24 protein-coding genes are annotated in these 21,733 nt (G+C 69.5%); 14 read left to right on the top strand and 10 right to left on the bottom strand.

What is annotated here, in order from left to right:
• Positions 1–43: 43 nt before the first annotated feature.
• Complete coding sequence (locus E0H50_RS11485) at positions 44–805, bottom strand: SGNH/GDSL hydrolase family protein (protein ID WP_131286834.1); 762 nt, start codon at positions 803–805, stop codon at positions 44–46.
• 261 nt (positions 806–1,066) lie between these two features.
• Between E0H50_RS11485 and E0H50_RS11480 the strand changes: the two genes are divergently transcribed.
• Both E0H50_RS11480 and E0H50_RS11475 read left to right on the top strand, forming a co-directional pair.
• Positions 1,067–2,242: an acetoin utilization protein AcuC gene (locus tag E0H50_RS11480; protein WP_131286832.1), complete on the top strand. Its 1,176-nt coding sequence runs from the start codon at positions 1,067–1,069 to the stop codon at positions 2,240–2,242.
• Positions 2,243–2,360: 118 nt separating this feature from the next.
• Positions 2,361–2,576: a helix-turn-helix domain-containing protein gene (locus E0H50_RS11475; protein ID WP_012923942.1), complete on the top strand. Its 216-nt coding sequence runs from the start codon at positions 2,361–2,363 to the stop codon at positions 2,574–2,576.
• 49 nt (positions 2,577–2,625) lie between these two features.
• On the opposite strand, the gene E0H50_RS11470 is transcribed toward E0H50_RS11475, so the two are convergent.
• On the bottom strand, positions 2,626–3,114 hold the full coding sequence (locus E0H50_RS11470; RefSeq protein ID WP_131286830.1) for a MarR family winged helix-turn-helix transcriptional regulator: 489 nt from the start codon (positions 3,112–3,114) through the stop codon (positions 2,626–2,628).
• 78 nt (positions 3,115–3,192) lie between these two features.
• On the opposite strand from E0H50_RS11470, the gene E0H50_RS11465 reads away from it, so the two are divergent.
• The gene (locus E0H50_RS11465; protein ID WP_238150899.1) at positions 3,193–4,428 is read left to right on the top strand and encodes an amidohydrolase family protein; all 1,236 of its coding nucleotides are present in this window, start codon (positions 3,193–3,195) and stop codon (positions 4,426–4,428) included.
• Positions 4,429–4,540: 112 nt separating this feature from the next.
• Here E0H50_RS11465 and E0H50_RS11460 read toward each other — a convergent pair whose 3' ends face one another.
• Positions 4,541–5,401, bottom strand: coding sequence for an alpha/beta fold hydrolase (locus E0H50_RS11460; RefSeq protein WP_131286827.1), 861 nt, complete (start codon positions 5,399–5,401; stop codon positions 4,541–4,543).
• A gap of 54 nt (positions 5,402–5,455) precedes the next feature.
• On the opposite strand from E0H50_RS11460, the gene E0H50_RS11455 reads away from it, so the two are divergent.
• On the top strand, positions 5,456–7,267 hold the full coding sequence (locus tag E0H50_RS11455) for an AfsR/SARP family transcriptional regulator (RefSeq protein ID WP_131286825.1): 1,812 nt from the start codon (positions 5,456–5,458) through the stop codon (positions 7,265–7,267).
• On the opposite strand, the gene E0H50_RS11450 is transcribed toward E0H50_RS11455, so the two are convergent.
• The 4 genes from E0H50_RS11450 to E0H50_RS11435 form a co-directional block, all read right to left on the bottom strand.
• Entirely contained in the window at positions 7,264–7,881 is a 618-nt protein-coding gene (locus E0H50_RS11450) for a hypothetical protein (protein ID WP_131286824.1), read from the bottom strand. The genes E0H50_RS11455 and E0H50_RS11450 overlap by 4 nt on opposite strands.
• The gene (locus E0H50_RS11445; protein ID WP_131286822.1) at positions 7,878–8,606 is read right to left on the bottom strand and encodes an ABC transporter permease; all 729 of its coding nucleotides are present in this window, start codon (positions 8,604–8,606) and stop codon (positions 7,878–7,880) included. The genes E0H50_RS11450 and E0H50_RS11445 overlap by 4 nt, the downstream gene beginning before the upstream one ends.
• Positions 8,603–9,316: an ABC transporter ATP-binding protein gene (locus E0H50_RS11440; protein ID WP_131286820.1), complete on the bottom strand. Its 714-nt coding sequence runs from the start codon at positions 9,314–9,316 to the stop codon at positions 8,603–8,605. Before E0H50_RS11440 ends, E0H50_RS11445 begins: the two co-directional genes overlap by 4 nt.
• A gap of 62 nt (positions 9,317–9,378) precedes the next feature.
• The gene (locus tag E0H50_RS11435) at positions 9,379–9,597 is read right to left on the bottom strand and encodes a hypothetical protein (protein WP_131286818.1); all 219 of its coding nucleotides are present in this window, start codon (positions 9,595–9,597) and stop codon (positions 9,379–9,381) included.
• 103 nt (positions 9,598–9,700) lie between these two features.
• Between E0H50_RS11435 and E0H50_RS42855 the strand changes: the two genes are divergently transcribed.
• Positions 9,701–9,874 (top strand): hypothetical protein, encoded by a 174-nt coding sequence (locus tag E0H50_RS42855; protein ID WP_165547066.1) that lies wholly within the window; start codon positions 9,701–9,703, stop codon positions 9,872–9,874.
• A gap of 10 nt (positions 9,875–9,884) precedes the next feature.
• Here E0H50_RS42855 and E0H50_RS11430 read toward each other — a convergent pair whose 3' ends face one another.
• On the bottom strand, positions 9,885–10,544 hold the full coding sequence (locus E0H50_RS11430; protein ID WP_131286816.1) for a class I SAM-dependent methyltransferase: 660 nt from the start codon (positions 10,542–10,544) through the stop codon (positions 9,885–9,887).
• Positions 10,545–10,654: 110 nt separating this feature from the next.
• Between E0H50_RS11430 and E0H50_RS11425 the strand changes: the two genes are divergently transcribed.
• The 3 genes from E0H50_RS11425 to E0H50_RS11415 are packed head-to-tail and all read left to right on the top strand — an operon-like array spanning position 10,655 to position 12,929.
• On the top strand, positions 10,655–10,756 hold the full coding sequence (locus E0H50_RS11425; RefSeq protein ID WP_008356322.1) for a 30S ribosomal protein bS22: 102 nt from the start codon (positions 10,655–10,657) through the stop codon (positions 10,754–10,756).
• 60 nt (positions 10,757–10,816) lie between these two features.
• Complete coding sequence (locus E0H50_RS11420) at positions 10,817–11,809, top strand: NAD-dependent epimerase/dehydratase family protein (RefSeq protein ID WP_131287056.1); 993 nt, start codon at positions 10,817–10,819, stop codon at positions 11,807–11,809.
• Positions 11,802–12,929 carry a lysophospholipid acyltransferase family protein gene (locus tag E0H50_RS11415; RefSeq protein ID WP_131286814.1) on the top strand — a complete coding sequence of 376 codons (1,128 nt, stop codon included), beginning with the start codon at positions 11,802–11,804 and terminating at the stop codon, positions 12,927–12,929. Before E0H50_RS11420 ends, E0H50_RS11415 begins: the two co-directional genes overlap by 8 nt.
• 71 nt (positions 12,930–13,000) lie before the next feature.
• On the opposite strand, the gene E0H50_RS11410 is transcribed toward E0H50_RS11415, so the two are convergent.
• The gene (locus E0H50_RS11410; RefSeq protein ID WP_238150897.1) at positions 13,001–13,885 is read right to left on the bottom strand and encodes a DUF5667 domain-containing protein; all 885 of its coding nucleotides are present in this window, start codon (positions 13,883–13,885) and stop codon (positions 13,001–13,003) included.
• 448 nt (positions 13,886–14,333) lie between these two features.
• Entirely contained in the window at positions 14,334–14,876 is a 543-nt protein-coding gene (locus tag E0H50_RS11405; protein WP_130384882.1) for a sigma-70 family RNA polymerase sigma factor, read from the bottom strand.
• A 393-nt stretch (positions 14,877–15,269) separates the two neighbouring features.
• Here E0H50_RS11405 and E0H50_RS11400 point away from each other — a divergent pair, with 393 nt between their 5' ends.
• From E0H50_RS11400 to E0H50_RS11375, 6 genes are all read left to right on the top strand, one after another.
• Positions 15,270–16,709, top strand: coding sequence for a class I adenylate-forming enzyme family protein (locus tag E0H50_RS11400; RefSeq protein ID WP_131286810.1), 1,440 nt, complete (start codon positions 15,270–15,272; stop codon positions 16,707–16,709).
• Positions 16,706–16,942 (top strand): glutaredoxin family protein, encoded by a 237-nt coding sequence (locus E0H50_RS11395; RefSeq protein WP_131286808.1) that lies wholly within the window; start codon positions 16,706–16,708, stop codon positions 16,940–16,942. Before E0H50_RS11400 ends, E0H50_RS11395 begins: the two co-directional genes overlap by 4 nt.
• A gap of 100 nt (positions 16,943–17,042) precedes the next feature.
• Entirely contained in the window at positions 17,043–17,798 is a 756-nt protein-coding gene (locus E0H50_RS11390) for a redox-sensing transcriptional repressor Rex (protein WP_131286806.1), read from the top strand.
• Complete coding sequence (locus E0H50_RS11385; protein ID WP_131286804.1) at positions 17,795–19,117, top strand: glutamyl-tRNA reductase; 1,323 nt, start codon at positions 17,795–17,797, stop codon at positions 19,115–19,117. Before E0H50_RS11390 ends, E0H50_RS11385 begins: the two co-directional genes overlap by 4 nt.
• Positions 19,114–19,995: a hydroxymethylbilane synthase gene (gene hemC, locus E0H50_RS11380; protein ID WP_131286802.1), complete on the top strand. Its 882-nt coding sequence runs from the start codon at positions 19,114–19,116 to the stop codon at positions 19,993–19,995. The genes E0H50_RS11385 and hemC overlap by 4 nt, the downstream gene beginning before the upstream one ends.
• Positions 19,992–21,731: a bifunctional uroporphyrinogen-III C-methyltransferase/uroporphyrinogen-III synthase gene (locus tag E0H50_RS11375; RefSeq protein WP_131286800.1), complete on the top strand. Its 1,740-nt coding sequence runs from the start codon at positions 19,992–19,994 to the stop codon at positions 21,729–21,731. Before hemC ends, E0H50_RS11375 begins: the two co-directional genes overlap by 4 nt.
• Positions 21,732–21,733 lie beyond the last annotated feature (2 nt).

Genomic DNA, 21,733 nt, shown 5'->3' with positions numbered 1-21,733 from the left:
CCCTAGGCGGCCCACCACAGCTGCAAGTTCGTGTTCACGTCGGTCAGGATACCAGCGACTGGACGATCAGCTCGTTCCGGGCGTCCTGGCCCAGCGGGACCGTCGGGTGGACACCGTCGCGCAGGTAGTTGGTCAGCCGGTACGGCTTCACCCAGAGCCATTCGGCCCAGCGGATGATCCGCAGGTTCGCGTACTTCTCCTGCTGGTCGTACAGCTGCATGTTGAGCCACGAGCTGTTGCGCTGGTCGGCGAGCTGCACGGTCGAGGTGACGCTCTTGCGGACGACCTGGATGTTGACCCAGTACAGCGTCCGGTTCGGGCCGACGATGCTGATCGCCCGGGCGACCTGGGCCGCGAACTTCGGCGGGTCGAAGATGTCGTTGGACCCGCTGGCCATCAGGATCCGCCGCGGCAGGCCGTACGTCGACGCCCACTGCTGCAACGCGTCGACGGCACCGGACGTGGGCCGGCTGGACCAGTTGTGCACGGCGAGCGGACTGCCGTCCCGGTTCTGCAGCCGGATCGCCAGCGCCTTGCCGTCCTGGACGGAGATGCTGTCACCGAACATGAAGACGCCGTTGGCGGCCTTGGTGTGCTGGATCTGCGTCGGGGTCGAGATGGCGCGCTGCGCGCCGGCCCAGGAGCCGAGCACGCCGGAGCCGTACGGGCCGGTGGACGACGACGTCGTCACGGCGAACTCTGTGGACGCGGGGACGGCGGATGCGGTTTCGGTCGAGGCGGCGACCGTGGCGGCAGCCGCGGCCGCGGCTCCTACCGTAAAGATCTGCCGCCGGTTCGGTTTCATTTGCCTCACCGGAGAACTCTGGCCGCCCGCGCCCGTCCTCGCAAGTCCCGATCTCACTGTCCGCAGTCGGCCGACGGCACGATCGGGCCAAAAATTGCGGCTGATCTGTCAAACACTGCAATTTCTGTAACGCTTTGCAGTCCGCGACCGATGAATCGACTGTTGGACCACTGACGGGCCGGCGCGACCTGGGAGGGGTGTCGCGCCGCCCGTTGGGTTTCGGGCCTCCCATCCCGAGGCTCGGCCGTTATGGTCTTGGGCATGAGTGGTGAGGCGCTGCTGGTCTTCGACGACGGGTTGACGGCGTACGACTTCGGCCGTGGGCACCCGATGAGTCCGATCCGGGTGGAGCTGACGATCAAGCTCGCCCGGGAGTTCGGCGTCCTCGACCAGCTCAAGGTCGTGCCCGCTCCGACCGCCGACGACGCGCTGCTCGAGACCGTGCACACCGCCGAGTACGTGGCCGCGGTCAAACACGCCGGCGAGAACCCCGACGACGCCGATCCCGCGCACGGACTCGGTACGTCGGACACGTACTGCTTCCCGAACATGCACGAGGTCTCCGCGCGGATCGCCGGCGCCTCGGTCGAGGCGGCCCGCGCCGTGTGGGAGGGCGACGTCCTGCACGCCGCGAACGTGGCCGGCGGCCTGCACCACGCGATGCCCAACCAGGCCAGCGGTTTCTGTGTCTACAACGACCCGGCGATCGCGATCCAGTGGCTGCTCGACCACGGCGCCGAGCGGGTCGCGTACGTCGACGTGGACGTTCACCACGGGGACGGCGTACAGGCCGTCTTCTACAACGACCCGCGGGTGCTGACCGTCAGCCTGCACGAGTCACCGACCACGCTGTTCCCAGGCACCGGAAGCGCGGGCGAGACGGGCGGACCGGATGCCGAGGGTACGTCGGTCAACGTCCCGCTCCCGCCCGGGACCGGGGACGCGGGCTGGCTGCGGGCGTTCCACGCCGTCGTACCGGATGTGGTGAAGGCGTTCCGTCCTCAGGTGCTCGTCACGCAGCACGGGTGCGACTCGCACGTCGAGGATCCGCTGGCGCACCTGACGAAGACGATCGACGGCCAGCGGGCGGCGTACGTGGCCCTGCACGACCTCGCGCACGAGCTGACCGACGGGAGATGGGTCGCCACGGGCGGCGGCGGGTACGCGATCATCGACGTCGTACCGCGGGCCTGGACGCATCTGCTGGCGATCGTGGCCGGTCACCCGATCGACCCCTCGGCACTGGTGCCGGACGCCTGGCGCGAGGAGGTCCAGTTGCGGTTCGGCCGGGTCGCGCCGGTGCGCATGACGGACGGCCGCGACGCGTCGTACGTCGACTGGTCGAACGGCTACAACCCCGACACCTGGCTCGACCGCGCCATCAAGGCCACCCGCGACACCAGCTTCCCTTTGTTAGGTCTTGATCCAAGCTATTGAGTCACACGAGTCCCCCTCTTTCCCATTCGTACCAACAGCCACTACGCTCGTGACATGCACGGACGGAGGTGCCGGAGGGGAAGCCGGCGCACGATCCGTGCTGGAAGTGCGGTGCGCAATGGCATCAAAGAAGTCCGGTGGTGAGCAGCCGCTCGCCGAGGTGAAGTTCCTGACCGTGGCGGAAGTCGCCACGGCCATGCGCGTGTCCAAGATGACGGTGTACCGGTTGGTGCACTCCGGTGAGCTGCCCGCGGTGCGGGTGGGTCGTTCGTTCCGGGTGTCTGAGGACGCCGTGCACGACTACCTCAAGGGCGCCTTCTTCCAGGCCGGATAACCACGAGAAGCCGGAGGGGCCGGATCCTGTGTCAGGACCGGCCCCTTCGTCATGTCCCGGGCCTGTTCAGCGCCCTGAGTGCCTTGGCTGCGTGCGCGACGGTCTCTTCCGGTATCCCGCCCCACAGCTCGTGGTGGGCGGCCGAACTCGCCTTCACGGCCTGCTCCGCCAGGCTGATTCCCTCCGGGGTCAGGCGGATCTGCGTCCCGCGCCCGTCCGCCGGATCGGACTCGCGGACGGCCAGCCCGCGGCGGACCAGCTGATTCGTCACGTTGCTGGTCCCGCCCGAGGACAGCAGCAGGCTCCGGACCAGGTCCGACGGCTTCTGGCGGTACGGCGCACCTGACCGGCGGAGCGAGACGAGCACGTCGAACTCGGCCATCGTCAGCTCCAGGTCGCGCAGCACCCGCCGCGTCGCCGCGTTCAGCTCGCCGGCCAGCAGCATGAGCCGCTTCGTCAGCTCGCTGGTCGGATACAGCACCTCGGGCAGCTCGTGTTCCCAGGACGAGATCAGCCGGTCCACAGGGTCGTCGGTCACGGTTGACAGCCTATCTGCCTTTGATGATAGCTTTCTTCAAAGCTTTCTACTGAGCCTTCTAGTTCCAGGGAGATCGACGTGAGGTTGTTGCTCAAGGGCGGGACGGTGATCGACACCTTCCCGGAGGTCGTCGTACGGCGCGACACCGACGTACTGATCGAGGACGGGCGGATCGCGGCGGTCGGTGCCGGGCTGACCGCGGACGCCGAGGTGATCGACGCAACGGAGCGGATCGTGCTGCCCGGATTCGTCGACACGCACCGGCACCTGTGGCAGACCGCGTTACGCGGGATCACCCTCGACGCGGGCCTCGGGGTGTACTTCGAGCGTGTGCTGAGTGGCTACGGGGCGAGGTTCCGCGCGGCAGATGTTGCGGCAGGCACCCTCGCCGGCGCGCTGGAGTGCCTGGACGCGGGGATCACCACGGTCCAGGACTACTCCCACGTGCAACGGTCCCCCGAGCAGGCCGACGCCGCGCTGGACGCCTTGGAGAACAGTGGCATCCGGGCCGTCTTCGGGTTCGGTCCGTCGCCGCTGGGTGGTGCCGCGGTCGACGCCGGGGAGATGCGCCGGATCATGGCGCGCCGGTCCGAGCGGCTCGAGCTGGCGGTCGCCGCGATCGGCCCGGCGTACGCACCGTTCGAGACGGTCCGCGCGGACTGGGAGCTCGCCGACTCGCTCGGCGTGCCGGTCGTCGTCCACATCAGCAGCACGCCGCAGACCCCCGACCCGATCACCCGGCTGCGGGACGCCGGGCTGGCGCGGCCGACCACGTTGTACGTGCACGGCAACAACCTCCCCGACTCCGAGCTGAAGGTAATCGCCGAGACCGGCGCGGCCGTATCGGTCACACCGACGGTCGAGGCGCGGATGCAGATGGGCCCGCAGCTGTCCGGCCGGCTCCGCGAGGCGGGAATTCCGTTCAGCCTCGGCATCGACGTCGTGACCACCGCCGGCGGCGACATGTTCCGCGCCATGCACGAGGTCCTGTCCCTCGGCTACGAGGCCTTCACGGCCGCGGAGGTCCTGCAGCTGGCGACCCACGGCGGAGCCAGAGCGCTCGGGCTGCCCGACGTGGGTTCACTCGCCGTCGGCAACAAGGCCGACGTCATCCTCCTCCGCACCACAGACATCAACCTGGCCAGCGGCCTCCACGACCCGATAGCAACAGTCGTCACCGCAGCCCACCCAGGCAACGTCGACACAGTCCTGGTCGGAGGTGTGCCAGTCAAACGAGACGGCCGACTGCTGAGTCCGCTCCTCCCCGCAGCCCTCGTCGACCTCGCCGAATCAACCACCTACCTCACCACCTAGCCGCCGGGGGTGAGGAGGACTTGTTCCCGAATCGGGCGGCAAAACCTCCCCAACCTCGTCGCAGTCCACGCCACGCGGCACCCGCCCGCCCCGGCGGGAGTTGGCTTACCTCTTAGCGGGTGAGGAGTTTGCGGATGGCTGTGGTGATTTCGGTGGGGTTCTGCTCGGCCATGAAGTGTCCGGAGGTGGTGGTTTGATGGTGGAGATCAGGGGCCCAGCTCTTCCAGCGGGCCGCGGCGTCGAAACCGAGCGCGGCGCCCCAGTCCTGCTGGATCACCGTCACCGGCATCCGCAGCTTGTTGCCCCGGGCAAGATCTTCCTCGTCGTGCGTGACGTCGACGGTCGCCGAGGCACGGTAGTCCGCGACGATCGACGGCACCGCCTGGCGACAAGCCTCCAGATACGCCGCACGGACATCCGACGGGATCGCCGCGGGATCAGTCGCCCACAGATCAAGGAAATACCCGAAGAACTCATCCGAGCTGGCGGCGATCATCCGCTCCGGGAGCCCGGCGGGCTGCGCCATCAGATACAGGTGGAAGCCGACAGCCGCGGTGGTTCCGTGCATCACATCCCACATATCGAGTGTCGGCAGTACGTCGAGGCACATCAGATGGGTGACCACCTCAGGATGATCGAGACCAGCACGGAACGCGACCAACGCCCCCCGATCGTGCCCAACCAACGCGAACTGCGAATGCCCCAACCCAGCCGCCACCGCGACAACATCCGCGGCCATGCTGCGTTTCGCATACCCGTCGGCGGGCTTGTCGCTTGCGCCGTACCCGCGAAGATCCGGACAGATCACGGTGTGGTCGACCGCCAGTTCGGCCGCCACCCATCGCCACATCACGTGCGTCTGGGGGAACCCGTGCAACAGCACCACCGGAGTCCCCGAGCCGCCCACCGCAACATTCAGCACCACACCATCCGCACCAGGCACCCGCCGGTACTCAAAGCCTTCAATCTCCATGGCGCTCAGCCTGGCCGATCCGGATGAGCATCGAATGAGCGCTACCGTGACCGAGTGGAGTTCGGCGTACTGGGACCGGTGGTGGCCTGGAAGGGCGATGCCGCCGACCCAGTCGATCTGCGAGGCCCGCGGCATCGGGCGGTGCTGGCGCGGTTGATCGTGGCGCGTGGGCGGGTCGTACCCGCCCAGGTGCTGGTGGACGACTTGTGGGTCGATCCGCCGGCCGGCGCATTGAGTGCGGTCCGGACGTTCGTGGCCGCACTACGACGAGCGATCGAGCCAGACCGCGCCCCACGCGCCCCAGCCCAGTTGCTCGTGACCTCGGGCCCCGGCTACGCCTTGAAAACAACAAACATCGACGCCCACCACTTCGAGAGAGCAGTACGAACACCGGGTCCTCCTGAGGGGCGGTTGCGGGAGCTCTTGGACGGGGTGGGGTTGTGGCGGGGGCCGGCGTACGCCGAGTTCGCGGACGAACCGTGGGCGCTAGCTGAGCGGGCGCGACTGACCGAGTTGCGACTGCACGCGGTGGAGCAGATCGCGGAAACGCGCCTGGAGTTGGGCCTGGCGGCGGAGGCGGTGCCGGACCTCGACTCACATGTCACTGAGCATCCGTGGCGCGAGGACGCCTGGCGGCTCCTGGCCCTCGCCCTGTACCGAAGCGACCGCCAAGGCGACGCCCTCGCCGTACTCCGTCGCGCCCGCGAAACCCTGGCGGGCCACCTAGGCATCGACCCCGGCCCCGCCCTCACCCGCCTGCAAACCGACATCCTCACCCAGGCCCCACACCTCAGCCCAGCCGAGGGACTGCTCTTGGGTGGCGGGGTGTGGGCGGAGACGGCTGCGGCGTATGACCGCGCTGTTGGGGGGACTCGGGCTCGGATTGAGTCGACTGTTGGGCTCCTCCGGAATCTTGCGGTGACTGGTGGCGGGGGACTGGAGGCGGCTCGGCGGCATCGGCTTGCGGCTATCGCGGCGGCCGAGGAACTAGGCGATCACGACCTGACCGCCCGCGTGATCGGCGCGTACGACGTACCGGCGATCTGGACCCGCTCCGACGACGAGGCGCAGGCGGCGGCCGTCGTGGCCGCCGCCGAACGCGCGCTGCCGACCCAGGACCACGCCAGCATCCGCGCACGACTACTCGCCACGATCGCGCTCGAATCCCGAGGCTCCCGTTCACCTCGACCACGCGAGGCCGCCCTCGAGGCCGAGCAACTAGCGCGCGGCCTCGACGATCCCGCACTGCTGGCGTTCACGTTGAACGCCGTCTTCATGCAGACCTGCTACCGCGCCGGCCTTGCACCAGAACGCGACAAGATCGGTACCGAACTCGTCACAATCTCGCAGCGCCACAACCTCTTCACCTACGAGGTTCTCGGCCACCTGATCCGGCTGCAATCAGCCTGCGCACGAGCCGACCACACCGCCGCCGACGAACACGCCGCAGCCGCCGACGCACTAGCGGCCCGACACGAGCTCCCACTCGTCGCAGTCTTCACCCGCTGGTACGCCGCTCTCCGCCACGACACCCCCGAGTCGTATCGCGCCGCAGCCTCCCTACTCGATGACGCGGGCATGCCCGGACTGAGCGCCGGTCTCCTCCCGCTGGCGTTGGCTGCGCACGCCGTACGTCATGGCGAACCGATCCCGACGGCTGACTACGGCCCGCACGCCCCGTGGGTGCACGGATCGCCGGATCCGCCGCCCGGCCTGCTGTTCGAGGCGTATTGGGCGTTGACCGCCCACAGCACCCAGGACCCCGAGCTGCTGGCAAAGGCCCAAGCCGCGCTGGCACCGGCCGCCGGCGAACATGCGGCCGGCAGTGGTCTGCTCACTCTGGGTCCGATCGCCAACTACCTCTAAGCATCTCGGGTGTGAAACGCCGCGAGCGCCAACGCAGTGATACCGGCCGCCCAGACCGACAGCGCCAACCAGTTCGTGCCGTCGGGAAGGTACTCCGCGAACGATCGATCCCGCACCAACGGACCGATGACGAAGTAGTACGTGAGCAGACCGACCAACGCCGGTACGGTCCGCCGGAGCAGAGCGCCCACCGCCTGCGCGATGAGCGCCGTGGCGGTGAGGTAGCCGATCGCCCGGCCGTCCGCGCGCCCGCCGACGAGAGCGTTGACGGCAACTGTCGCTCCGGCGACGGGCCCCGTGACGACCACGATCGCGACGAGTCTGGCGACGTACGCCGTGATCCGCCGAGGTACGGCGACCAGCGTCGTCCTGATCTGCCCACCCTGGTACTCCGAGGTCATCGACAGCAAACCGAGTACGACGAACCCCGCCGGCACCGGGCCGGACAGTACGTCGGTGTTGTCCTGCCCGGCGTTGACGAGTGCAACCGTGATCAGCGCCGTGACCGCCCAGATTCCGAGGACGGTGTACTGGATCGCCGGCAGCGTGACGAGCTTCAGGAGCTCGGCCCGGAACGCATCCGTCAGGACCCTGATATCGCTGCGCTGTCTCATGCGTCGCGCCTTCTGAACACGATGAAGCCGATCCCGGCGACCACCACGACCCACAGCCCCATCACCAAACCACCGGTCAGCGGTGCGATGTCGACAGACCCGTGGACGTCGCGGAGGAACAGGTGCATGCCGGCCAGGTCCGGGAGGTAGTTCGCCCAGCTCGTCAGCTTGGTCAGGAGGAAGCTGACGGAGACGACCGACATGTTCACGATGCAGAAGGTGAGCGGGACGATGCCGCTCCGGGTGACCAAGGTGATGCCGGACGCGAGGAGCGCCGTCAGGATCCAGTACGCCGTGACTCCGGCGACCCGGGGCAGGTCCGCCGTACCGACCGAGACCGTCTCGTCGGTGAGCGAAGTGGTGGTCAGGGTGATCGCCGAGCTGAGCAGAGCGAGCAGCGCGACCGTGACGGCCACCGCGGCCGCCTTCGCGAGCAGGAACCGGGACCGCGAGGCCACGGCGGTCAGGCTGGTCGTGATCTGCCGCCCGCCGCCGGACTCCGCGCCTTCCACCAGGTATTCGCTGCTCACCGCGACCACTCCGATGACGATCGCGCCGATGACACCCGGGGCCAGATCCTGGAACCCCGCATCGATGCCCCGGCTCACCTGACTGCGCGAATTCAGGACGGCCACTGCGGCGGGCAGGATCGTGGCGAGGCCGGCGGCGATCCAGGCCGACAGCAGCGAGGCGAGCTTGATCAGCTCGGCGTGGATCAGCTTCACCGCAGGCCTCCACGGGGTGCGCCGGTCAGGGCGAAGTAGGCGTCCTCGATGGTTCCGTGCTCGCCGACCACCTCGGACAACGTGCCTTGGGCAACTATCTGACCCTGGTGGATGACGACCGCGTCGTCGACGGTCTCGGCGACCTCGCCGAGGAAGTGGCTCGACAACAGCACCGTCCGTCCGGTCTCGGCCCGCTCGCGCAGGAAGGTCCGGATCCAGCGGATGCCCTCCGGGTCCAGGCCGTTCACCGGCTCGTCGAGGACCAGGATCTCCGGGTCACCGAGCAGCGCGGCGGCGAGTCCGAGCCGGCGGCTCATGCCGAGTGAGTAGCTCCGCACGCGGCGACGGGCGTCGTCGGTGAGCCCGACGACCGCGAGCACCTCCGCCACCCGGGCCGGCGGGATCCCGCCGGCCGCGGCGATCCAGCGCAGATGGGCGCGCGCGGTCCGGGACCGGTGCGCGCCGGAGCCGTCGAGGAGCGCGCCCACCTTCGTCAGTGGATCCTTCAGGCGCGCGAACGGTACGCCGTCGATCAGCGCCGTACCCGAGGTGGCCGAATCCAGGCCGAGCAAGATGCGCAACGTCGAGGTCTTGCCGGCGCCGTTGGGGCCGAGGAACGCTGTCACCCGTCCCGGCCGGGCCTCGAAGCTGAGGCCGGACAGTATCTCCCGCGACCCGCGTCGCTTGGTGAGCTCATGAATCGAAAGCATGTCCCCAGCCAACGCGACTCCGGCCGGGACCACATCGGCCCCAGGTCCGTCGGACCCAGGGCCTACTGGAGCTCGTCGGGGGAGCCGTTCTCCGACTTCCGATCAGCCTGCCGGCGCAGCTCGTAGTGCGACTGGTGCGCCGTCGTCCGGTACGCCTCGTCGTACGCCGCGAGAGCGCCCGCCACCCCCGACCCGCGCCCGCGACGCTTCGCCCACGAGGCGAACCAGGTCAGCCCCGCGAGCACCACGGCGAGTCCCCCGAGAAACACCACGTAGGCCATTTCCCTACGCTACCTCGCGCTCCCAGCCGGCTCCCAGGAAGCTGGCAGGACCGTTGCAGGCCGGGCGATCAGGATGGGATCACCAACCTGAAGGAGGCTTCCGATGCCGATCCGAATCGTCAAGACCGTTGCCGTAGGCACCATTGCGACCCTGGGGCTCGCGGCCGTCGCCTTCACGCCCGCCGCCTACGCGAGCACCAGTACGAAAACCGCCGCCCCGCACCTGGCAGTCCTGACCAAGCCGGTCGTCCCGGTCGCCGTCCGCAAGGCCGCGTGACGCGCGGTGGCTAGGGCTTGCGGGCGCGGAAGGCGAGTGCGTGCGGGATGTCGTGTCCCGCGGGTTCGTCGAAGTGCTCGGTGACCAGGCCGCTGCCGATGATGACGTTCAGGTACTCGGCCAGGGTGACGTGATTCATGCCGATCCGCCGGCGGATCCCGTCCTCGGCCCACCACGGCTTGTCAGTGTGCCAGCCCGACTGGCGGTACGTCTGATAGTCGGTCCGGCGACCGTCGTCCTCGTAGACGACGTGCGGTCCGTTGAAGCACGGATGGACGCCGTACGCGACGAACACCCCGCCGGGCCGGAGCACCCGGGCCGCCTCGCGCAGGACCGCGCCGAAGTCGTCCACATCGGTCGAGATCCACATCGAGATCGCGGTGCCGAACGACTCGTCCGCGAACGGCAGCGCCGCGGCGTCGCCGTGCAGCAGCGGGCCGTCGGTGCGGGACCGGGCGCGGCCGAGCTGGTCGATGGAGAAGTCCAGCCCGACCGGGGTACGCCCGCTGGCGCGGATGGTCGCGAAGTTCCGCCCGGTGCCGCAGCCGATGTCCAGACACGCCCCGGATCCGCGACCGAGCAGGTCCAGCAGACCTGGCTGGTGCGTCTCCGCGTCCTCCACGAACCGCTCGTCGTACCACTCCGCCAGACCGTCGTACCGAGCTCGCATCCAGCCTCCCCAGGTGAGCTCCCAGCCTACCCAAGGAGCCTGCTTTAGGTCGGGACAGTGACCTACGGGTAAGCTTTGCCGACGTTCTCTTTGAGTTTGGATGGTCCGACGTGGGTTCCGTAATCAAGAAGCGCCGTAAGCGTATGGCGAAGAAGAAGCACCGCAAGCTGCTGAAGAAGACGCGGGTGCAGCGCCGCAAGCTCGGCAAGTAGCCGGCAGATACTGTCTGCCGCGCCCGGTCCGGCTGGGGGTTGCTCGTGGCACAGGTAGTGATGGTGACCGGCGTCTCGAGGGACGCCGGTGCTCGCTGTGCCCGCAGACTGGCTGACGACCCGTCGATCGGCACCGTGCTCGGTGTCGATGTGGTTCCGCCGCGCGCGGAACTCGGGCGGGTCAGGTTCGTCCGGGCCGATATCCGCAACCCGGTGATCGCCAAGGTGATCGCCGCCGAGGACGTGGACACGGTCGTCCACACCGGCGTGGTCGCCACCCCCGGCAGCGCCGGCGGCCGGTCGTCGATGAAAGAGATCAACGTCATCGGCACCATGCAGCTGCTCGCCGCCTGCCAGAAGGCGCCCGGCGTGGCCAAGTTGGTGGTGAAGTCGTCCACCACGGTGTACGGCGCGGGCGCGCGCGATCCGGCGATGTTCACCGAGGAGATGGCGCCGCGGGCGATCCATCACCACGGGCTGAGCAAGGACGCCGTCGAGGTCGAGGGGTACGTGCGCGGGTTCGCCCGGCGCCGCCCCGACGTCTGCGTCAGCACGCTCCGGATGGCGAACTGGATCGGCCCCAAGACCGATTCCCCGATCACGCGCTACTTCGCGATGCCCGTCGTACCGACGGTGTTCGGGTTCGACGCCCGCCTGCAGTTCCTGCACGAGGACGACGGCGTCGAGGCGATCCACCACGCGACCGTGAACGACCTTGCCGGGACCTTCAACCTGGCCGGTGACGGCGTGCTCTCGCTGTCCCAGGCGATCCGCCGGCTCGGCCGGCCGACGCTGCGCGTGCCTTCGTTCACCGCGTCCAGTACTGCGGCCGCCGTACGACGAGCCCGGCTGGCGGACTTCTCACCGGACCAGATCTCGTTCCTGACCTACGGGCGGGGCGTGGACACGACGCGGATGCGGACCGAGTTCGGGTTCGAGCCGAAGTACTCGACCGCGGAGGCGTTCGACGACTTCCGGCGATCGCTCGGGACCGGCGCGATGACCCGGGTGTCCAGTCTGCTCACCGCGGGTCTGGGGGCGCTACGTGGCTGACGCGGACGTGATCCCGATCGGCTCCGGCGGCCGGCCGGGCCGGGGGAGCGGACGGCGTACGACGCCCTCGGCCGCTGCCCGCGCCCTCGTGGGACAGAACAAGAAGAAGAGCCGCAGCGCCGGCGACGAACCCGCCGACCCGTCAGCCGGGGGGCGGGCGGGTGCGCCGCGCGGCTCCGCGAGTGCGGGGGACGACGGGCTGGGGGTCGTGCCGGATGTTGAGGGGCCGGAGTTGCCGCCGTTCGACTTCGGGGGGCTCGAGCGGGCTGTGCGGCAGCTGTTCGGAGAGGACGGGGAGCGGCGGGTCGCGGAGTGGCTGGCGTTCCTGCGCCGGCGGCTGACCGGGGAGTACGAGCTCGACGAGTTCGGGTACGACTCCGACCTGACCGACCAGGTGCTGCTGCCGATGCTGCGGCCGATGGTGGAGAAGTGGTTCCGGGTCGAGGTCCGCGGGATCGAGAACATCCCGTCCGACGGCAGCGCCCTGATCGTCGCGAACCACTCCGGCACGATGCCGCTCGACGGGCTCGTCACGCAGGTGGTGGTCGCGGACCACACCGGCCGTCCGCTGCGCACGCTCGCCGCGGACCTGGTGTTCCAGACGCCGTTCGTCGGCGAACTGTCCCGCAAGGGCGGTGCGACGCTCGCGAACAACGACGACGCCGAGCGGCTGCTCCGCCAGGGAAACCTGGTCGGTGTCTGGCCGGAGGGTTTCAAGGGGCTCGGGAAGCCGTTCGCCGAGCGGTACAAGCTGCAGCGCTTCGGGCGCGGCGGGTTCGTCAGCGCCGCGATGCGGACCGGTGTACCGATCGTTCCGTGCTCGATCGTGGGCGCCGAGGAGATCTATCCGCTGGTCGGCAACATCGCGTCGCTGGCGCGGTTGCTGGGCGTCCCGTACATCCCGATCACGCCGTTCTTCCCGCTGCTGGGGCCGCTCGGCCTGATCCCACTGCCGTCCAAGTGGCTGATCGAGTTCGGCGAACCGATCCGCACCGACGACTTCGCCGACGGCGCCGCCGACGACCCGATGCTGGTCTTCAACGTCACCGACCAGGTCCGCGAAACCATCCAGCAGACCCTCTACACCCTCCTCATGCAACGCCGCAGCGTCTTCTTCTGACGCGCCTCCAGACACGACACAGCCCCCGGCACGTGGTGCTGTGCCGGGGGCTGCGGGTTGCTCGGGGTCTGCTACTTCCAGGGTGGGAAGAGCGTCTGGATGACTCCGGGCAGGTTGATCAGTGGTGTTGTCGGGAACGGCCACGGCCAGGCCGGCGTGGTCGGGTTCAGCGTTGACGGCAGCACGGTGGGCGTCGCAATCGGCGAGTCTGACGACGACGGCACAGGTGGTGTCTTCAGGCTGGTCGGTGGCGGAGCGGTGGACTCCTCCACGATGGTCGTGTTCGGCAGCTTGGTCGGCACCGTGCTCGGTTGCACGCTGGCCGAGTCGACCGGGGTCGGGATCGTCGACGACGCCTTGGGGCTCGACGACGCCTTCACCGGATTGCTCGACTCGGAGCCGGTGCCGGGGCTGGTGCGATTCGGCTGGTTGTTGTTGTTCGTACCGGTGCTCGGCGCGCCGGCCGGCTTCGGCGCAGCACACTTCGGGCACGCGGCCGTGGTGAGTTGCGTCAGCTGCTCGATCGTGGCCAGTGCCTCGACCCCGGACTTCAACGACTCCGGCGGGAGTTTCGGCGTCGCCCCCACCAAAGCCTGGCGGGCGCTGGTGATGAAGGACGTGATCGCGGTGATCGAACTCTCGTCGCCGTTCTGCTGGTACGACGCGAGCAGCCTGGACACGCCCTTGCGGGCCTGCGCCGAGAAGTCGTCCAGCGTCGCGTTGATCGTGCCCACCGAGCCGCCGTTACCGGCCAGCTCCTGGACTTCGGACAAACGGGTCATCGCGTGCTCGAGATCGCGCCGGCCGCGGGAGTCGTCGCCGACCCCGACGTTGGTCGCCACGTTCTCGATACTGCGCTTCATTCCGTACAAGGTGTCGCCGGGCATGGCCTGCTGAGCGGCGGCGGCGGAACCGATGCCACCTCCGAGCAGCACCAGCGCGGCGGTGCTGGCCACGAGCCGGATCCTCCGGCCCTGGCGACGACGGATATCTGTCACGGACGCGCCAACGTCCTCGCTACCCGGCGGGTCGTCCGAGTCGTCTGGTGCCGTGTGCACCGTCAACGGAGTCGCAGTGGTCGCCGCCCGCGCCGCCGCCTGCTCCAACAGGCGGTGCCGCAGCTCGGCACTGAACTCCGGTCGCGGTGCAACTGCGCCGGCGGTCCTCAGCCGTCTGACGAGCTCCACAGCTTCCAGTAACTCGGGGTCATCGCCCAGTCGCGTGGAGTGACGGGGCCCGTGATCGACGGCGTGCGCGAATGCCTCCGCGCGCGCTCGAGCCCTGTGTAGGTCACTCATGAGTTCTCGTTCTCCTCAATGGCCAGTCGGGGTCACCGACAGGTCCTCACCAGGCAAACGAGGTAACTCCCTGACGGGTTACGAAAGACGTTCGTTGTCATCCGCCTCATCTCAAGTCCTTGGGGATAACCTTCGCCAAGTGCCGTACGGCCCTCAGTTGCAGTTGCTTGACGGCGCCCTCGGATTTCTCCAGCGCCTTGGCCGTTTCGGCGATCGACAGACCCGCGAAGAACCGCATCGTCAGGCAGTCGCGCTGCTCGTCGGGCAGGCCGGCGACCGCGTCCCGGAGCACCTCCGCGGTGGCCGCGGCCAGCACGTCGATCTCCGGGCCCTCGGTCTGCCGGTCGTGGGTCTCGATCTCGTCGGTGACCACCTCGAGCCGGACCCGGCCCGACTTGTAGTGGTCGGTGATCAGGTTCCGGGCGATCGTCACCAGCCAGGCTCCGAAGTCCCGGCCCTGCCAGCGGAACGAGTCCAGCGCGCGGAGCGCCCGGACGAAGGTCTCGCTGGTCAGGTCCTCGGCGAGTGCCGACGACGACACCCGGGCGTAGATGTAGCGATAGACGGTGAGCGAGTACTCGTCGTACAGCTCACCGAAGGCACCGACGTCCCCGGCCTGGGCGCGATCGACGAGCTCCGCACGTCTCATCCCGTCCGGGCTTGGCTCCGGCGTGGTCAAGTGTTCTCCCCGTTCAACTGACACGTCGTTCGACACATCCGCGAATGGCCACAGCGACTGGGACAGCACTGAACGTTACTGCTCAGATACGTGCTGTCAACAGGCTGGGGCGTGCCGCCTTCCGTCCGGTCCGAAGGTCTGTGAATGCGCCAGCGGACTGCCTCCGCCGTACGGAGCAGCCTGCTGTCGGGGGTGGTGCATTGCGCATGAAGGTCCCCGCCGCGGGCGGGTTTCTGCAGTGTGAGGTTCAGCAGAAGCACGCTCGCGAAGTCACCTGTATATCGGTGGTTACGCTCCGCTGCAACCGTTCTGTGAAAAGACGGTTGGTCCCGGAGCGAATCCCGGCCGTGACAGACTCGCCTGGTGAACGTGAATTTCGCGGACATTCTTCGTGACACAGCGCAACGGCACGGCGAGCGTCCCGCGCTGGTCGACGGGGATCGGCGGCTGACCTGGAGCGAGCTCGACCAGGCTGTGGACCGGACCGCGCAGGGACTTGCCGCGGCCGGTCTCGTGCCGGGGTACCGGGTGCTGCTCCTGGTGGCCAACAGCATCGAGTTCGTCACGTCCTACCTGGGCGTTCTCCGGGCCGGGCTGGTCGCCGTACCGCTGAACACCGGGCTCACCAAGCCCGAGCTGGCGGCCGTCACGGCGCACTCCGGAGCCCGGCTGGCGATCGCCGGGCCGGGCCTCGCAGACCGGTTCGAGGGCATCCGCACGGTGGCGCCCGACGAGCTCCAGGGTGACGCTCCGTTACCTCCGTCGAAGGATCCCGAGACGCTCGCGGTGCTGCTCTACACGTCCGGAACCAGTGGAGATCCGCGCGCCGCGATGCTCACCCATCGGGCGCTCGCGGCGAATGTGCGGAACCTCAGCGAGCTCGGCGAGGACCGGATGGGGCCCGAGGACACGGTGCTCGGGGTGCTCCCGATGTTCCACGCGTTCGGCCTGAACGCGGTCCTCGGCTGGGCGGTCGCCACCGGCGCCGCGCTGGTCGTCGAGCAGCGTTTCGATCCCGAGGGGACCCTCGACCTGGTCCGCCGGTACGGCGTGACGCGGCTGCCGCTCGCTCCGCCCGCGCTGCACGCGCTCTTGACCCGCTCCGATCTGCGGGACGCGCTGAAGACCGTCAAGGTCGTGCTGACCGGCGCGTCCACGCTGGATCGCGCGCTCGCGGACCGCTTCGAGCAGGCCGCCGGGCTGCACGTCCACCAGGGGTACGGCCTGACCGAGGCGTCCCCGGGTGTCACGACGACCCTGGGCGAGGCTGAGCCGAAGCCGGGCTCGGTCGGCCGCCCGTTGCCGAACGTCGAGGTCCGGATCGCCGACGAGCAGGGCGAGGACGTCGAGGGCGACGACCCCGGCGAGATCCTGATCCGCGGCGGCAACCTCTTCTCCGGGTACTGGCCGGACGCCGTCGACGGTCCCGACGACGAGGGCTGGTACCGGACCGGCGACGTCGGGTTCCTGGACCCGGACGGCGACCTGTTCCTGGTCGACCGGCTGCGCGAGCTGATCATCGTGTCCGGTTTCAACGTCTTCCCGAGCGAGGTCGAGGACGTGCTGGTCGCCGCTCCCGGCGTACGGGAGGCCGCGGTCATCGGCGTACCGTCCGAGGAGACCGGCGAGGCGGTCAAGGCGTTCGTGGTGCCGTTGCCGGACGCATCGGTCGACCTCGCCGCGGTCCGCGAGTACGCCGAGGGCCGGCTGGCGCGGTTCAAGTGCCCGGTCGAGATCGAGGTGGTGGACCACCTGCCGCACTCGGTCACCGGCAAGGTCGCGAAGGGCCGGCTGCGGGGATGAGCCGGGTGACGATGTACGGCAAGCCCGGCTGTCACCTGTGCGACGACGCCCGGGAGGTCATCCGGGCGGTCTGCGCCGAGGTGGGCGCGGACTGGTCCGAGGTCGACATCACACAGGACGACCAGCTGTTCACGCAGTACGGCGAACAGATCCCGGTCACGTTCGTGGACGGGAAGCAACACGACTTCTGGCGGGTCGACCCCGCCAGACTGCGAAAGGCCCTGATGAGGTAGGGGTCACTTCCGCCGATTTTGTTCTCACGTTCACAAGCTCCTAGAGTAAGAGAGCCGCCGGCCGTCAGACCGCGGTGAACCAACCGCTCCCAGGAGAATTGTGACGCGTGCCAGCAGCCGTCGCCCCGGCCCGCCGACGAGAACCGAACGCGGCATCCCCGAGGCGACTGTCGCGCGCTTGCCGGTCTACCTGCGGGCCCTGACCGCGCTCTCGGACAGTGGCATCGCGACCGCGTCGAGCGAGGACCTGGCGACCGCGGCCGGCGTCAACTCCGCCAAGCTCCGCAAGGACCTCTCGTACCTGGGCTCCTACGGCACCCGCGGTGTCGGGTACGACGTGGAGTATCTGCGCTACCAGATCGCCCGCGAGATCGGCGTCACCCAGGACTGGGCCGTGGTCATCGTCGGGATCGGAAACCTGGGCCACGCGCTGGCGAACTACTCGGGCTTCGGCACCCGCGGCTTCCGGATCGTCGCCCTGCTGGACGCCGACCCGAACCTGGTCGGCGAGCGGATCGGCGACATGGAGGTCCGCGACTTCGCCCAGCTCGAGGAGATCGTCGAGGCAGACCGGGTCTCGATCGGGGTCATCACCACCCCCGCCGGACCTGCGCAGGACGTCTGCGACCGGCTGGTCGCCGCCGGCGTGACCAGCATCCTGAACTTCGCGCCCGTGGTGCTGTCCGTGCCCGACGGCGTCGACATCCGCAAGGTGGACCTCTCGATCGAGCTGCAGATCCTGGCGTACCACGAACAACGAAAGTCCGGAGAGGCGGCGCTCCCCCAGGTGCCCGAACTACCAGCGATGAACGGTCTGCCCGATCTCCCGAGTGTCGGGGGAGGTGTCGGCGCATGAGTTACCTGGTCGTCGGCATCAGTCACCGTTCCGCTGCCATCGACGTCCTCGAGCGGGTCGCGCTCGACGCGGACGCTGCGACCAAGCTGGCCCTGGCGGTGCGGAACTCCGCGGCCGTCGCGGAGTCCGCGGTGCTTGCCACCTGCAACCGGACCGAGGTCTACGGAGTAGTCGACCGGTTCCACGCCGGGATGGACGAGGTCACCGCGATCCTGTCCGACGTCACCGGCGTACCGCTGCTGGATCTGGCCGAGCACCTGTACGTGCACTTCGAGGAAGGCGCGGTCGCGCACCTGTTCCAGGTCGCGGTCGGGCTGGACTCGATGGTCGTCGGCGAGAGCCAGATCCTCGGCCAGGTGAAGGAGTCGCTGCGCGTCGGCCAGGACCTGGAGACCATCGGCACCGACCTGAACGCCCTGTTCCAGCACGCGTTGCGGGTCGGCAAGCGGGCCCGTACCGAAACCGGGATCGACTCGGCCGGCCGCTCTGTCGTCTCGGCCGGGCTGGACGCGGTCGGCGGGTTCGGGGGTCGCCGGGCGTTGATCGTCGGCGCCGGCTCAATGGCATCCCTGGCCGCGCAGACACTGGCCGCCGGCGGCGCCCGGAGCGTGACCGTTGCCAACCGCAACTACGACCGCGCGGTCGCCCTCGCGGAGCGGATCAGCGGTACGGCGATCCGCCTGGCCGACGTACCGGTTGCGCTGCAGGACGCCGATCTGGTCGTGTCCTGCACCGGCGCGCGCGGCGTCGTACTGACCGCCGAGATGATCCGCGACGCGACGGACGGGCGCCCGCTCGGCGTCCTCGACGTGGCGCTGCCGCGGGACGTCGCTCCCGAGGCGGCCCGGATCCCCGGCGTCACGCTGATCACGCTGGCCGACCTGATCGGTACGGCGGGCGGCAGCCAGGCCGACATCGACGAGGTACGCCGGATCGTCGGCGAGGAGACCGGTTCGTTCGAGGCGACGCGCCGGGCCGCTTCGGTGGCGCCGACCGTGGTCGCGCTGCGGGCGATGGCGAGTTCGCTGGTCGACTCTGAGCTGGCCCGCCTCGAGCGCCGGCTGCCCGAGCTCGGCGAGCACGAGCGGCACGAGGTCGAGCGGACCATCCGTCGCGTCGTCGACAAGGTGCTGCACAACCCGACGGTCCGGGTGAAGGAGCTCGGCGGCGATCCGGGCGGACCGACGTACGCCGACGCGCTGCGGGAACTGTTCGCGCTCGACCAGGCGACCGTGGACGCGGTGACCGCCGCCAAGGATCCGGAAGAGACGAGCCAGACGCCGGCCGACGCCGCGCGGCAGAGCGGAGGCCCGCGATGATCCGCCTCGGCACGCGACGCTCCAAGCTGGCGACCGCGCAGTCGACCATCGTGGCCGACCAGCTGCGCGCGCTCGGGCACGAGGTCGAGCTCGTCCTGATCACGACCACCGGCGACGTGAACCGCGCACCGGTCGAGCAGATCGGCGGTACCGGCATCTTCGTCAGCGCACTGCGCGACGCGCTGCTGGCCGGCGAGATCGACATCGCCGTGCACTCGTTGAAGGACCTGCCGACGATGCCGCTCGACGGCGTGACGATCGGCGCCGTTCCGGTCCGCGAGGACCCGCGCGACGTTCTCGTCGCCCGCGACGGCCTGACGCTCGGCGAACTGCCGCACGGCGCCCTGATCGGCACCGGCGCCGCACGGCGCGTCGCGCAACTCGACGCGCTCGGCCTGGGCGTCGAGTGCACTGGGATCCGCGGCAACGTGGACACCCGGATCGGCTTGGTCACCGACGGCAAGTTGGACGCCGTGGTGCTCGCGAGGGCAGGCTTGTCCCGGCTGGGACGGCTCGACGAGGTGACCGAGACGCTGGACCCGATCCAGATGCTGCCCGCGCCGGGACAAGGTGCCCTGGGCATCGAGTGCCGCGCGGACGACATCGACGTACTCGCCGCGCTGGCCCCGCTGGAGGACCCGGCGACCCGCGCGGCGGTGACGGCGGAACGGCAACTGATGGCCACGCTGGAGGCAGGGTGCACGGCTCCGGTCGGCGCGCTGGCCGAGGTGGTCGAGGGTGAGGACGGCCCCGAGCTCTGGCTGCGGGGCGCGCTCGGCCAGGACGACGGCGTACGGCGGCTCTCCGCGAACGGGCCGGTGGACGACCCGGTGTCTCTGGGCAAGACGCTGGCGAACGAGTTGCTGGAGCGAACATGACACCGGCACAGGGCACGAGCACCACGGCCCACAAGAAGGCCCAGAGCACGGCCCACAGGACGAGCAGGAAAACGACGAGGGCGAAGGCAGACGTGAGCGCGAAGACAGCCGCTACCGCGGTACCTCAGAAGGCCGCGACCAGTACCGCCAAGCAGACCAAACCGCTCGGCCACGTGACATTCGTCGGCGTCGGCCCCGGTGACCCGGCGCTGCTGACGCTGGCGGGCCGCGACGTACTCGCGAACGCCGACGCGGTCGTCGTCGAGGGCCCCGAGCACGACGCGTTCCTGACCTACTGCAGGCCGGGCGTCGAGGTCGTGGACGGCTCCGGCGCCGAGGGCAGCCGGGCGCTCCGCGTCGCGGCCCGGGCCCGCCTGGTGGTGAAGACGGCCAAGTCCGCGGCGAACGTGGTCCGGCTACTGACCGGCGACCCGTTCACCTTCTCCAGCGGCGCCGAGGAGGCGGCCGCGTGCAAGAAGGCGGGCATCGGGTTCAACGTGGTCCCGGGCGTCAGCGAGGTGAGCGCGGTACCGACGTACGCCGGGATCCCGCTGACCATGAAGGGCGACCGCGAGGTCACCGTCGTCGACCTCGCCGAGAACAAGCTCGACCTGACCCGCCTGCAGCCGAAGCAGACGCTCGTCCTGCTGAACGCTTCCGAGGTGCTGAAGGACACTGTCGCGGCGCTGGTTGAGGCCGGCTTCGACGCGTCCACCCCGGTCGCGGCGACGGTCTGCGGTACGACGACCTCGCAGACCAGTGTGGTGGGGACGCTCGAGACGATCGTCACCGACCTGCGGGCCGCGAAGGTGACCGGCGAGGCCGTGATCGTGGTCGGCGCGGTCGTCGAGCAGCGCGAGGCGCTGTCCTGGTTCGAGACCAAGCCGCTGTTCGGCTGGCGGATCCTGGTCCCGCGGACCAAGGACCAGGCCGGGCCGCTGATGGACCGGCTGCGTCGGTACGGCGCGATGCCCGAAGAGGTCCCGACGATCTCGGTCGAGCCGCCGCGCAACCCGCAGCAGATGGACAAGGCGATCCGCGGTCTGGTCGAGGGCCGCTACGAATGGGTCGCGTTCACCTCGGTCAACGCGGTGAAGGCGGTCAGGGAGAAGTTCGACGAGTACGGGCTGGACGCGCGGGCGTTCTCCGGGCTGAAGATCGCGGCGGTCGGCGACAAGACCGCCGAGGCGATCGGTGCCTGGGGCATCCGTCCGGACCTGGTCCCGTCCGGTGAGCAGTCCGCCGCCGGTCTGGTCGAGGACTGGCCGCCGTTCGACGAGGTACTGGACCCGATCAACCGGGTGTTCCTGCCGCGCGCGGACATCGCCACCGAGACACTCGTCGCGGGCCTGACCGATCTCGGCTGGGAGGTCGACGACGTCACGGCGTACCGGACCGTCCGGGCCGCTCCGCCGCCCGCGCCGACCCGCGAGGCGATCAAGTCCGGCAAGTTCGACGCGGTCGTGTTCACCTCGTCCTCGACGGTGCGGAACCTGGTGGGCATCGCCGGCAAGCCGCACGCGTCGACGGTGATCGGCGTGATCGGCCCGGCGACGCTGAAGACCGCCGAGGAGCACGGCCTGCGGGTCGACGCGATGGCCGAGACGCCGTCCGTCGAGGAACTGGCCGACGCCCTCGCCCGGTTCGGTGCGGATCGGCGTGACACCATGGTGGAGGCCGGCGAACCGGTCACCCGTCCGTCCGAACGTCGCTCGGGTTCTCGCCGGAAGAGCTAGGA

Origin of the sequence: Kribbella sindirgiensis (assembly GCF_004331435.1) — a bacterium.
Taxonomy (GTDB): Bacteria; Actinomycetota; Actinomycetes; order Propionibacteriales; family Kribbellaceae; genus Kribbella; species Kribbella sindirgiensis.
This window is presented reverse-complemented; position numbering and strand designations above follow the sequence as displayed.